Genomic DNA, 13,240 nt, shown 5'->3' with positions numbered 1-13,240 from the left:
CTACAGGAATCCGATGGAGATCCACGGAAAGACGGCGACCACGATCAATCCTACCAGCAGCGCCAGCAGATAGCCCCAGATCGGCCTGATGCCTTCGGCCGGATCGACGCGTCCGATGGCGCAGGCGGCATAATAACCGACCCCGAAGGGCGGGGCGAATAGCCCGATACCCATGGCGAGAATGATGACCATGGCATAGTGCACCTCGTGGACGCCGACGGCGCGCGCAATCGGAAACAACAGCGGCCCGAACAGCACGATCGCCGGGATGCCCTCCAGCACGCTGCCGAGGATGGTGAAGGCCAGGATCGAGACGGCGATGAAGGTCGCCGCGCCGCCCGGCAATCCGGTCATGGCGGATGCCAGCGCCCGCGAGAAGCCTGATTGCGTCAGGCCCCAGGCCATGCCGGTCGCCGTGCCGATGATCAGCAGGATCGCGCCCGACAGCGCCGCGGTTTCGACCAGCATCGGAAACAGCCGCCGCCAGTCGAAGCGGCGGTAGACGAGGAGGCCGACCAGGGCGCCATAGACGATGCCGATCGTGGACACTTCGGTGGCGGTGGCGATGCCTTCGACCACGGCGTAGCGGATCACGAAGGGCAGCGCGAGCGCGGGCAGGGCGATGACGAAGGTCTTGCCGATCTCGCCGCCTGTGGCGCGGCGGACATGGCTCATGTCCTCGTGGCGATAGCGCCACCACACCAGCATGCACAGCGTTATGGCCAGCACCACGCCGGGCAACAGGCCGCCGGTGAACAGCGCGGCGATCGAGACGCCGGTGACCGATCCGATCGTGATCAGCACGAGACTCGGCGGAATGGTTTCGGTCTGCGCGCCGGTGGCCGCAAGAAGCGCGACGAGATCGCCGGGCTTGGCGCCGCGCTGTTTCATCTCCGGGAACAGCACGGGCGCGACCGCGGCCATGTCCGCGGCCTTGGCACCTGAGATGCCGGAGACCAGGTACATCGCGCCGACAAGCACGTAATGCAGCCCACCGCGGACATGGCCGAGCAGGCTGGCCAGGAACGCCACCATGGCCCGTGCCATGCCGGTCATTTCAATCAGGAGCCCCAAAAATACGAACAGCGGCACCGAGAGCAAAATGAGGTGGCTCATGCCCTCGTCCATCCGCCCGACCAGTACCATGACCGGCGTGCGCGTGGTCAGTGCCAGATAGCCGAAGATCGCGAGCCCGAAGCCGAACGCGATGGGAACGCCGGCAAAGACGCAGAAGCCGGCGACGCCGACGAAGAAGATGACGAGGTTGAGATTGCCGAGCGGCCGCAGATATGGCTGCGCCAGCCAGAACAAGCCGACGACGACGGCAACGGCGACCGCGGCCGTCAGCACCATGCGGTAATCGACTGCGCGCAGCAGCCGCAACAGCGCGAACGCCGCCATCAGGCAGATGCCGGCCGGCAATGCCGCGGCGCGCCACATATTGGAGATCTGCAGCGCCGGCGTGGTGATGAAGCTTTCCTCGTAGGCGTAGTCCCAGGACGGCCAGACGATCAGCGCCAGGAAGGCCAGCGCCGCGCAGGTCGCGACCAGATCGAGCCAGGCCCGCGTGGCCGGCCTGGTGCTGGCGACGACCGCGGTCATGCGCATGTGCTCGGAACGGCGGAACGCCACCGCCGCGCCCAGCATGGCGAGCCACAGGAACAGGATCGAGGCCAGCTCGTCCGACCAGATCAGCGGCCGGTGCAGGCCGTAGCGCGCGACCACGCCGGCAAACAGGATTGCGATCTCGGCGACGACTAGGATCGCCGCCGGAATTTCGACGAGGAGACCGAGTGCGCGCTCCGTCGAGGCCAGCAAGGAAGGCCGGCGAGGGGACCGAACAGCCGCCTCGCCCGCCACTCCGCTCACTTCGACCTCAAGATGAGCCATGACGGCCCCAACGCGTTACGACAGCTTGCCGACGGCTTTTTCCAGCAGGTCCCAGGCCTGGTCGCCATATTTGCCCTTCCACTCGGCATAGAAGCCGGCGGACCGCAGCTTGTCGCGGAATGGCGCGACCGCGGGCTGATTGAAGGTCAGGCCCTTGCCCGCGAGCTCCTGCTGGAGGTTGGCATTGAGCTTGGCGGTATCCTCACGCTCCTTGAGCGCTGCGGCATTGATGTTCTTGGCGACGATGGTGCGCACATCCTCGGGCAGGCTGCTCCACGCCTTGCGATTGGCCAGGAACCAGAAGCCGTCCCACATGTGGTTGGTCAGCGAGCAGTATTTCTGCACCTCGTAGAGCTTGGCGGTCGAGATGATCGCCAGCGGGTTCTCCTGGCCCTCGACGATCCTGGTCTGCAGCGCGGAATAGACCTCGGCGAAATTGATCGAGGCGGGCGCCGCATCGAATGCCTTGAACATTGAGGTCCATAGCGGCGACACCGGCACGCGGATCTTGAAGCCCTTGAGATCGTCCGGATGGGTGATCGGCTTGCTCGACGACGTGGTCTGGCGGAAGCCGTTGTCCCAAATCTTGTCCATGACTTCGAGCCCGGCCTTCTTGATCTCGCCGCGGACAAAGGCGCCGAGATCGCCGTCCATCGCCTTCCAGACCGTGCCGTAGTCCGGGAACGCGAAGCCGATGCCGTTGATGGACGCCGCCGGTACCAGGGTCGACAGGATCAGCCCCGACAGCGTGAAGAACTCGACGCCGCCGGACCGGATCTGGCTCAGCATGTCGGTGTCAGACCCGAGCTGGTTGTTCGGGAAGATCTGGAGGTCGAACTTGCCGCCTGTCTCGGCCTTGATCGCCGCGGCCATCTCCTTGGCGCGCACGTTCAGCGGATGCGTGTCCGGCAGGTTATTGGCGTATTTGTAGGTGAACTCGGCGCTCTGGGCGCGGGCCACATGGGGCGCACTGAGGCCGCCCAGGACCGCGGTCGCGGCGGAGGCCTTGAGAAGCGTGCGGCGGGAAAAGCTCATGGGTCTGCTTCCTCGGAAAGTTTGTTGTTGTTCTGAGATGCAAACCTATACGGACGGAAGGTCAGAAGGTCATCTGCGATCTCGCGAAGCCTCGCTTATTGCAGCCGGACATCCTCACGGCAATATCGGCTTTCGGCGGCATCGGTCCGATTCAAAAACCGAAAAACAACCCCATGCACAGTAGCCGTCAAAAGTCGGGACCACGTCCGACGGCCAGCCTGGAAAAGGACCGGGAACGAAGGTGCGATGAGAGGAATTCCAGCTAAATAACTGATCTGATTTGATATAATGATATTCCATAATATACCTTATGCGAATCGTAGATATGGCTGTGCAGGTCAGGCCAGATCATTCCGCAGCTACCCAGAACCCCTCTTTCGGATCAAACTTGTGCCAACAAATCCCCGGGCAAACCGACGCAGCGGTTGTCGCCACGGCAGCATTGGGAGGTTCGTCATGCAGGAGAACGTCGCCCGCGCAGACCGCTCGCGCGCCATTCCATTCGACGCCGCCAAGCTCGACCGCCTGATGGAGGCCGCCGGCCTCGACGTCGTGGTCGCGACCTCCAAGCACAATGTGCAGTACCTGCTGGGTGCCGAGCGCGCGATCTTTTTCGACTACATGGATGCGCTCGGCGTCAGCCGCTATCTGCCGGTGCTGGTCTATCCCAAGGGCGCACCCAACAAGGCAGTTTATGTCGGCCACCGTCTGGAAACCCATCAGCGCGCCGTGGCGCCGCCATGGGTGGCGCAGCTCCGGACCGAGTCCAACGGCTCGGTTGATGCCGTCACACGGGCTGTCAGCCTGATCCGCGATGCGGGCGTGCCCCTGAAGCGGGTCGGGGTCGAGATGGCGTTCCTGCCGATGGATGCGGGCCGGGCGCTCAGTGATGCCCTGCTCGGCGCCGAGCTCAAGGACGCGCTGCTGGTGTTGGAGCGGCTGCGGGCGGTGAAGTCGGCGGACGAGCTTGCGAAGCTCAAGACGGCGTCCGAACTGGTGATCGCCTCGATGCTGGCGGTGATCGCCGGGCACGGGCCGGGCACGACCAAGCAGCAATTGTCGGTCGCCTTGCGGCTCGCCGAAGCCAATCGCGGGCTGACCTTCGAATACTGCTTGCTCGCCTGCGGCAACAGCCACAACCGGGCGCCCTCGGCGCAGCGCTGGGAGCAAGGTGACGTGCTGTCGCTCGATTCCGGCGGCAATTATCACGGCTATATCGGCGACCTCGCGCGCATGGCCGTGCTCGGCGATCCCGATGCCGAGCTGAAGGACTGTCTGGCCGAGATCGAGGCGGTCCAGCGCGCCGCCTTCGCGGCGGTCAGGCCGGGCGCCATGGGCGGCGACATCTACGTCGCGGCCGAGCGGCAGCTCGCGAAGATCACCCAGCGCGACTGCACGGAGTTTTTGGCCCACGGCATGGGCCTCGTCAGCCACGAGGCCCCTCGCCTGACGGCCAAAGGTCCGATCCCCTACGACGACACGGATGCGCGGCTGCCGCTCGAAACTGGCATGGTGGTGTCGATCGAGACCACGATGAAGCATCCGAAGCGCGGGTTCATCAAGCTCGAGGACACGGTTGCGGTGACGGCGACGGGTTACGAGATCTTTGGCGAGGGTGGTCGCGGCTGGAATTTGGGTGGCAGTTCGCTGTAGGCTGGGACCGCGCGCACAGCAGACATCTCGCTCTCGGCCCAAGCCCAGCCGGGTCGTCAACCCCTGTCCTACACCGCCATGACCTAGACTTCCGCGGAAGCGGTAGCTCGCGGCATGCGCATGACCTGCTCGAGGGCGTGTGGGTGCTTCAGCACGGCAAGCGTCTCGCGTGCGCTGAGGCTGCTGACGACTTCCTCGAAATCGTCGCTCTGCTCAATCTTGGCCCGGCCGATCGCGAGATCTATGTCGATTTGGCCCGATTTGCGCGGCGGCGTTTCGAGGGACTGCATGTGCGGTCCCAGCAACGCGGGATTCTGTCTAAGTTCGATCAGGGCCCCGTGTGGCTCGATTCGATCCAGGCTGGCAAGCTCTCTCGCCCTCTGCAGCAGCGCCGGCACGCGATTGTCCTCCGGGGTTGCAAACAGGCGCGCCATTCGCGGTGCCGTCGAGGTGACGAGACCGATCGGAATGGCGCAAACCAGGCCGATGATCACCGGTGACATCCAGAGCAGCAGCGGAAGCGACACGGCGTAGGCGCTTGCCGCCATGGCCAGACCGCATAGGGTCGGCACCGTGAACTTGCGATAGACTTCGTCGCGCGTGATCCTGCCATCGCTTCGCCGTTGCACTTGCCAGCCCGCGTCACGGCCCAGCAGGATCTCCGCCACGGCGGTGGATTGAAAGATCATCATGGAGGGGGCGATCAAGGCGGCAAGCAGGCTCTCGGCGACCACCGCCAGCAGCACGCGAAATCCGCCGCCGAATGCCTGCCGTTCCGCACGCTTGGTGAGCAAAACGAGGTAGGCCAGCAATTTGGGCACGATGAGCAGCCCCATTGTCGCGGCAAAGACCCAGGCGGCGAGCACGGGATCCTGTGCGGGCCACGTTGGAAACAACGAGAAGCCCTTGGGAAAGTACTCCGGCTTGACGAAATAGGCCTGCAAGGAGGTCAGGATTCCGAGCAATAGAAACAGCAGCCACAGCGGCGCGGTGAGGTAGGATCCGATCCCGGTCAACAGGTGAAGCCTGGAGACCCAGTGCAGGCCTCGAGCCGGTAGAACGGCAAGATGCTGGAGATTGCCCTGACACCAGCGGCGGTCGCGCGCCGCGAAATCCAGAAGCGACGGGGGCACCTCCTCGAAACTCCCGCCGAGACCTGGAGCCATGAAAATTCCCCATCCCGCTCGTCGCATTAGTGCGGCTTCGACAAAATCGTGGCTGAGGATATGGCCGCCGAAAGGCTTCCTCCCGCGCAACTCGGGCAGGCCCGCCTCTTGCGCAAAAGCCTGCACCCGGATGATGGCGTTATGTCCCCAGTAGTTGCCCTCTGAGGCGTGCCACCAGGTGTTCCCGGCCGCGATCAGCGGGCCGTACAAACGACCCGAGAACTGCTGAAGCCGGCTAATCAGGGTTCGCGCATTGACGACGATCGGAAGCGTTTGAATCAGCGCGGCTTGCGAGTTCGATTCCATCGCGCCCGCCAGCCGCACGATGGTCTCTCCGCTCATCAGACTGTCCGCGTCGAGAATGATCATGTAGTCGTAGGCGCCACCGAACCGCCTCACCCATTCGGCGATGTTGCCGGACTTTCGGGCGGTGTTGTCGGATCGGTGACGATAGTAGAGATGGCCCGAACCGCAGTTGCGCTGCAGTTCCAGAAACGCAAGCTCCTCGGCAATCCAGATGTCCGGATCTGTCGTGTCACTGAGCAGAAACCAGTCGAACAACGGGTCCTGTCCGGTTTCGCCGACCGACTCGTACATGGCGCGGAGTCGCGCCATGAGATGGTGCTGATCCTCGTTATAGGTCGGCAACAGCATCGCCGTTCGGCCGGTGATCGTGGGCAGCGGACCCTGGCTGTCAATTGGCAGCACATCCGGTCGCCCCCGCAGGAGCACAAAAAAACCGGCGACTGAAGACACGAACGAAAACGCGATCCAGGCGAGCAGCACGAGAAACAGCCCGAACACCATGCCTTCGAGGACCGTGACGCCACCAACCTTGAGAACATCGTACATCTCAACAGCGCCCGCAGCGGTAATCGCGACCGTTCCGCCAAGAATGAACAGGCGTCGCGCTGCAACGGCAGGGGCGGTCCGCAGTCGCCCCGGATCGGCACGGTTAGTCCGGTCCAATCGGCAAGGCTGCATGGGGAGAGGCGTTTCGTCGGGAAGATACCGAATGCCAAGCTCAAGCGAGAGCGCGGGCGAGGTCGTCAGGGCGCCCATCGGTAAACCCAGACTTCAGAGATCGGCTGTTCGCCCTGCATCAAGATCGCCCTCAACTCGACCGGCGCGTCCTTCACGGCGCACTGGAAACTCAGGCGCCAGCCGCCGGTTTCCGGGTTTGGCTGTGTGACGACGTTCTTGATCTCGGATTTGTCGGCGCTGACGGCACCCCTTACCTTGTTGGGATCGACCGCCTTCAGTCCGTCGCCGACGAGTTCGAGCACGAACAATTTGCTGTCGTCGCCCCGCGCGCCAACGCCTGTGCGGGTGAACCGGGCCAGGGAATTGGGCTTCGGCGCGTCCGGACCCCAGTGCAGACGGTAGGTGTAGTTGTTTTCGCTCTTGGCCTGGAGAGCTGTTTTCGGGCGCCAGAAGGCGGCGATGTTGTCGTGAACTTCCTCCTTGGTCGGGATCTCAAAGAGGACCACACTGCCCTCTCCCCAATCTCCGATCGGTTCGACCCAGAGGCTTGGGCGACGCTCAAAGCGCGATTCGATGTCCTCGTAGGCAAAGAAGTTTCGTTCCCGCTGCATCAGGCCGAAGCCGCGAGGATTGAGATCATTGAATGTGCTGGCTTGCAGATCGCGCGGATTGTTGAGAGGACGCCAGAGTTGCTCGCCCTTTCCGTTGAACACGGCGAGCCCATCGGAGTCGTGCACGGCAGGGCGGAAATCGTCGACATCGTGTCGGTCGTTCGGACCGAAAAAGAACATGCTTGTCATGGGCGCCAGGCCGGCATGCTGCAGCTCGATCCGCGGATAGAGCGACATCTCCACGTCGAAGACCGTCGGAGCGCCCGGCCTGATCGTGAAGCGATAGCTTGCCGTAGCGCTCTTGCTGTCAAGCAGCGCATGGACCACCACAGATGTGGCACCCGGCGCGGGCTTCTCCAGCCAGAACGCCTTGAAGAAGGGAAATTCCTCCCCCTTGCTCTCGCCGGTATCGATCGACAGACCGCGCGCGGACAGGCCATAGGTCTCGCCTTTGGCAACGGCACGGAAGTAGCTGGCGCCGAGAAACGCGCAAACCTCGTCGTAATAGTCGGGGCGATTGATCGGGGCGTGAATGCGAAACCCGGCAAACCCGAGATCGGCCTCCGGTACCTGGCCGATATTGTCGCCGAATGCAAAATCGTCGCGCCGGTACCTGATCGGTACGGCTCGTCCGCCGGCGACCTCGTAAATGTCGACCCTGTTCTTATAGAAAAAGCCGCGGTGGAAAAACTGGACCTCGAAGGGCAGCTTCTCGCTGCGCCAAGCCGCGCGCTCCGGCAGAAAGCGAATTGACCGGTACTGATCGTAGGTGAGATCCTTGAGCGCGTCCGGGACCTTTTCCTCTGGTGGCGCAAAGGGCTTACTCGCCAAATTGCGGGCAAGGTCGCGGACATAAGAGGGACCAAACGGCAACTCCGCCGCCGATGCCGCAGAGACTGCGCCAGGTAGTAATGTCGCCAATGGCGTCAATGCCGAGGCTTCCAGGAATTGCCGGCGATTCAACTGTGCTACCCGTTCGGTTCCAACCGCAGTGCAACCCCCTCGTCGCGACCGAGTTCCACGGACGTCGCCGAATCCGGGCGGAGTGTGGCCGACGACCTCGTCGAGCGGGCTTGGGCGATTTCGCGCTGCTTGGCCTTGGTTGCGCCTGCAGGACAAGCTGCAATTTCCGATTGCGCATTCTTGAGCCAGGGCGGCGCGCAACGTTGTAGCCCCGAAGGTAACTGGATGATCGCTCTAGCGCACGAGCAGCAACTCCAGCTGGCTCTGCGCTTTCTTGACCGCCGTCGCATACCAGCTCTGGCTTGGTGCCTCCTTGGCGAAGCACGCCGTGTACGCGGTCATCGCGTTGTCTTCGCGGGTGATGTCGCCGCGGGGGTCTTTCTTGTCGATGGGTTTGGCCATCATCTGCTTCCAGACCTTTTCGCAGGCCGGGATCTCAGCCGTCTTCACCGCGTCGCTTGCGGCGAGAAAGAAGACCTTGTCGCCCTGGATCGCGACGACGTCGATTTCATGCGGCGGTCCCTTCAAATCGCCATTGCCGCGCACGCCCAGTACGGCGACCGCAGCGCTCGCTCCCGCGGGCTTCGTGATCGGCAGCTCGGCATATTTGGCGAAGGCGGAGTCCTGGATCGCCTGATAGTAGAAGCGGTCCGATTTGAACGCCGCGCCGATCTCCTGCGGCATGCCGTCCTCGCGGTGCTCGCGAAGCCAGTGCCTGAGCAAGCCGGTCGTGGTCGCCACCGCTTGCATCTTGTCGCCTTCGGAGGCGAAGCCGAGCCCGTCGAGATGGCCAAAGCCGGAGTCGCCCTTGAAGAGCGTGTCCGCATTCGTCTTGCCGTCGGCCGGCAGTCCCTTGATCGCGACGGGACCCACCAGGCTGCGCAGGACGCCCGTCAACTCGTTGAGCGCCGCATCGTGCTGCTTATAGGTCTCGTCGTTTTCCGCAGCTTTCGAGAACTTTGCGATGTAGCGATCGCGCAGGTCGAGATAATGCTGCTCGGGCGTGGCCGCATCGGCGGGCGTAGCAAAGACGAGCAGGCAGAGCAAGGCAAGCGATCTCATGCGATTTCCGGAAAGGCGGGGAGTGATCTCCAGTCTTTGTGCCGGTGCCGGGCCGTAAGGTTCATCCGCGCCGGACGAACGCCCTACTCCGCCGGCGTCAGTTGCTGCCGGCTTGGGCGCATCGCAGCCGTCGCCCGCACGCGGACACGGGCGCGGCGCTTGCGCCACCAGATCACGATTCCGGTGACCGAGAGCGCCGCCACCACCAGCCCCATGACCGAGATCAGAATGCGGCCGAACAGCCCGACGATGCGGCCCGAATGCAGCGGGAATTGCGCCTGTACGAAGATGTCGGCGGCGGTGCCGACCCAGGGCAGCCGTTCGCCGATCGGACGACCGTCCTCGCTGTCGTAATAGAGCTGCGCCGGGCCGACGCCGCCGGCGCCGTGATCGTCGCCGGGGTGGAAGAAGGCCGCGGCATAGACGCCGTGGGCCGGGCCGTAATTGACCGAGCCGACCGGGATGGTCCACCCTCGCCCCTTGCCGTCGACCGCCGCGCGCGCGGCGATGTCGGCGAAGCTGACCTTGGGCTCGATGGGGTCGTCGAGATCGCGATACGGCCGCTGCTCATAGGGCGTCGGCGTGTAGTTCGACACCATTTTCATCAGCGGCGAGAACACCTCGAAATAGAGGTTCAGCGAGAACGCCGTGAAGGCGATGATGAAGAGCACGCCCCAGGTCCACAGGCTGAAAGCGCGGTGGATGTCGACATTGATCCGGTAGGCGCTGCCCGACGTCTTGATGGTCCACGCCGGCGCCCAGCGCGCCCAGAAGCCGCGTTCGAGCTGGCGCGTGACCTGTGGTGCCCGCGCCGCCCGGGCGCGCCGGCGCGAGGGCAGCGTCAGGTAGAAGCCGACGAAGCAATCGATGGTCCAGATGATGGCGATCACGCCGAGCAGGCGCATGCCCCAGCGGTCGCTGCCCCAGAATTCCGGGATGTGCATGGTGTAGTGCAGCTTGTACAGGAACGAGACGAAGTTTTCGCGCGTCACCGGCCACACCGCGCCCCAATAGCGCCGGCCGAGCTCCGCGCCGGTGTTGGGATCGAGGAAGATCTGATTGTAGTCGAGCGCGTAGCGCTTGCCGGTCGCGGGATCAATCCGCGGCATGACGAAGAACCACAGCGAGTGGCCCTTCTCCGGCGTCATGAACAGGTAGACAACGCGCGCACGGGGATCACGCTGCTCGATCATCTTCGCGAGATCGATCGAGGGAATCGCCGGGCCCTTGCTGCTGACGTCGAACAGATGGCTGTTCAGGACCTCGTCGATCTCGTGATCCCAGGAGATGATCGCCCCGGTGATGCCGGAGAAGAACAGGAATCCGGCCGTGAGCAGTCCCGCCCAGCGATGCAGCTTGCCGAATATCGCTCTCATCGTCTTCTCTCATCAAGCGGGCCCGGCCGCCATCACGGCCTGTCCTCATTCGAACTCACCACCGATATGTCAGCTTGCCGATGGCCTTGCGTCCCTCCGCGTAGAAGCAGCCCGACAGGCTGTAGCAGGCGGCGACATAGCGGGTGTCGGCGAGGTTGGTGATGTTCAGCGACAGGTGCCAATTGTCCCTTGTGTAGGCGAGTAGCGCGTCCAGCACGGTCGCGGATCCGACCTTGAATGTATTGGCGTCATCGCCCCAGGTCGCGCCGACATAGCGGACGCCGCCGCCGAACTGCAGGCCCGCGAGCGGCCCGGTCTGAAGCGTATAGTCGTTCCACAGCGAGGCGCGGTTGAGCGGCACGGTGACCGGCGCCTTGCCGACATTCACCGGATCCTGCGTGACGATTGCATCGACATAGGCATAGGCCGCGCGCAGGTTCCAGCCGTCGGCGAGCGACATCGTGCCTTCGAGCTCGAGGCCGCGCGATTTCACTTGACCGGTCTGCTCGGCAATGTTGAGCGGAGGCGCAAAGGTGACGACGTTGTCGCGCGTCAGGTCGAAGGCGGCGAAGGTGAACAGCGCGTTCCATCCGAGCGGCTGGTACTTGACGCCCACCTCGTACTGCACGCCGGTCTCGGGATTGAGCAGCTGTCCGCTCGGGCCGGTCGCGAGCACCGGCAGGAACGATTCCGAGTAGCTGAAATAGGGCGCGATGCCGTTGTCGAAATTGTACATCATTGCGGCGCGGCCGGTGAAGGCCGACGCATCCTTCGCGACCGACGTATTGAAGATGCCGCTGTCGACCTGCGTCGTTACAAAATCCTGGCGGCCACCGAGCTGGAACGAGAGCCGGCCGAGCTTGATCTGGTCCTGCGCGTAGAGGCCGACCTGCGACTGCTTGACCCCGGTGTCGTCGCTCATGGCGCCCATGGTCCAGTCGTAGCTGTAGACCGGGCTGAAGACGTTGATCTCGGGCGCGGACGTCGCGACGCCAAAGGCGGTGTCGCGGAATCTGGTGTTGCGATAGTCGATTCCGACCAGCGTGGTGTGGCTGAGGAAGCCGGTGGTGAACTTGCCCTGGAGCTGGTTGTCCACCGCGAAGGAGTTGATGTAGGAGTTGCTGTAGCTACCGAAACGGGCGAGCTGTCCCGCGGCCTCGTCGGTATAGCCTCCGCCGAAAAACACCTTCTCCTCGTTGTGCTGGTAGGCGTAGCGCAAATTCTGCCGGAATGTGATGTTGTCGGTGAAATTGTGCGAGAGCTGGTAGCCGGCGGTCGCGATCTCGGTGTTGAACGCGTTGAAGCTCGGCACGCCCGCGAAGAACGAGACCGGGATGGTGCGGCCGTTGTTTGGCCACACCGTGCCCGAGGCCGGCAAGAACTGGAGGCCCCACCCTGCCCGGTCGCGCTGGTAGTTGGCGAGGATCGTGATGGTGGTGTCATCGTTCGGCTTGAACGTGACGGCGGGCGCGATGAAGACGCGGTTGTCCTTGGTGAAGTCGACCTGGGTTTCGCCGTGGCGCACCACGCCGGTCAGGCGCCACAGCACGGTGCCGTCCTTGTTGGCGGGACCGCCCATGTCGAACTGGCCCTGATAGCGGTTGAAGCTGCCGCCCGAGATCGAGACCTCGCCGAACTGCTGGGCCGTCGGCAGCTTGGTCACGTAGTTGAGGATGCCGCCGGTGCCGCTGCCGCCATACATCGCCGAGGATGGGCCCTTGAGAACCTCGAGACGCTCGGCGCCGTAGGGATCGAGGCCGTTGAAGTGCACGTAATTGCTGGAGGGAATCCGCAAACCGTCGACATAGAGGCCCGACATGGTGGTGTCGAAGCCGCGGATCTGGAGGGCGCCGAAGCGGGTATCGGAGCCGCCGTTGACGTCGCCGCTGACGCCGGCGGTGTAGCGTAGCGCCTCGCCGATCGAGACCGCGCCCTGGTTCCTGACCTGGTCGGTCGTGACGACGGAGACGGACTGCGGGGTTTCGATCAGCGGTGTATCCGTCTTGGTCGCGGTGCCGCTGCGCGTCGCAACGAAACCGCGCACCGGACCATTGGCGCGTTCTCCGGTGGCGCCGTTCGATGATGCCGACTGGGTTGGCGCAGCTTGCTGCGATGGAGAGCGACGATTGGCGCGCGCGGTGCGTGTCGCCGCTGACTGTCGCGTTGAGGCGACCGCTGCAGGCCGGGCGCGCTGAGCCGGGGCTTCGACGGTGACGGCGGGGATCTGCGTCTGCGCCTCCACCGCACCGAAGGGGACGACAAGAGCAAATGTGCTGGCCGCTCCGAGGAAGAGAGTCTGTATCTGTCGACGACGCGTGTCGGCACGGGAAGCAAGTTGGAAATCGGTCACGTTTGTCGAGGCCCCACGCACTGCCGGCTTCGCCGGTATCGTTTTTGATGCCTCGCCCTAACGCAGGCCATTTCGGAGTGCGATAGGAACTGCGTTAGAATTTCTCCAGACGCGTGCGCAACGCGTGCGACGAATGCACTCAGTCGTGTC

At 63.9% G+C, this 13,240-nt stretch carries 8 protein-coding genes; 1 reads left to right on the top strand and 7 read right to left on the bottom strand.

Annotation, left to right across the window (positions count from 1 at the left end; genetic code table 11):
* Together IVB36_RS03565 and IVB36_RS03560 are read right to left on the bottom strand one after the other, a co-directional pair.
* Positions 1-1,890, bottom strand: coding sequence for a TRAP transporter large permease subunit (locus IVB36_RS03565; protein ID WP_247296759.1), 1,890 nt, complete (start codon positions 1,888-1,890; stop codon positions 1-3).
* 15 nt (positions 1,891-1,905) lie between these two features.
* Positions 1,906-2,925: a TRAP transporter substrate-binding protein gene (locus tag IVB36_RS03560; protein WP_018457847.1), complete on the bottom strand. Its 1,020-nt coding sequence runs from the start codon at positions 2,923-2,925 to the stop codon at positions 1,906-1,908.
* A 456-nt stretch (positions 2,926-3,381) separates the two neighbouring features.
* Here IVB36_RS03560 and IVB36_RS03555 point away from each other — a divergent pair, with 456 nt between their 5' ends.
* Positions 3,382-4,578, top strand: a complete 1,197-nt coding sequence (locus IVB36_RS03555) for a Xaa-Pro peptidase family protein (RefSeq protein ID WP_247390668.1) — start codon at positions 3,382-3,384, stop codon at positions 4,576-4,578.
* Between the two features lie 83 nt (positions 4,579-4,661).
* Here IVB36_RS03555 and mdoH read toward each other — a convergent pair whose 3' ends face one another.
* The 5 genes from mdoH to IVB36_RS03530 form a co-directional block, all read right to left on the bottom strand.
* Positions 4,662-6,806 carry a glucans biosynthesis glucosyltransferase MdoH gene (gene mdoH, locus IVB36_RS03550; protein ID WP_247390666.1) on the bottom strand — a complete coding sequence of 715 codons (2,145 nt, stop codon included), beginning with the start codon at positions 6,804-6,806 and terminating at the stop codon, positions 4,662-4,664.
* Entirely contained in the window at positions 6,794-8,302 is a 1,509-nt protein-coding gene (locus IVB36_RS03545; RefSeq protein ID WP_247371160.1) for a glucan biosynthesis protein G, read from the bottom strand. The genes mdoH and IVB36_RS03545 overlap by 13 nt, the downstream gene beginning before the upstream one ends.
* A gap of 234 nt (positions 8,303-8,536) precedes the next feature.
* Entirely contained in the window at positions 8,537-9,364 is an 828-nt protein-coding gene (locus IVB36_RS03540; RefSeq protein WP_085349810.1) for a hypothetical protein, read from the bottom strand.
* 83 nt (positions 9,365-9,447) lie between these two features.
* Positions 9,448-10,740 carry a siderophore utilization protein FsrB gene (fsrB, locus tag IVB36_RS03535; RefSeq protein WP_247390664.1) on the bottom strand — a complete coding sequence of 431 codons (1,293 nt, stop codon included), beginning with the start codon at positions 10,738-10,740 and terminating at the stop codon, positions 9,448-9,450.
* A 55-nt stretch (positions 10,741-10,795) separates the two neighbouring features.
* Positions 10,796-12,784, bottom strand: a complete 1,989-nt coding sequence (locus tag IVB36_RS03530; protein ID WP_247390654.1) for a TonB-dependent siderophore receptor — start codon at positions 12,782-12,784, stop codon at positions 10,796-10,798.
* Positions 12,785-13,240: the final 456 nt, after the last annotated feature.

Source organism: Bradyrhizobium sp. 35 (genome assembly GCF_023073215.1).
Lineage (GTDB): Bacteria > Pseudomonadota > Alphaproteobacteria > Rhizobiales > Xanthobacteraceae > Bradyrhizobium > Bradyrhizobium canariense_D.
This window is presented reverse-complemented; position numbering and strand designations above follow the sequence as displayed.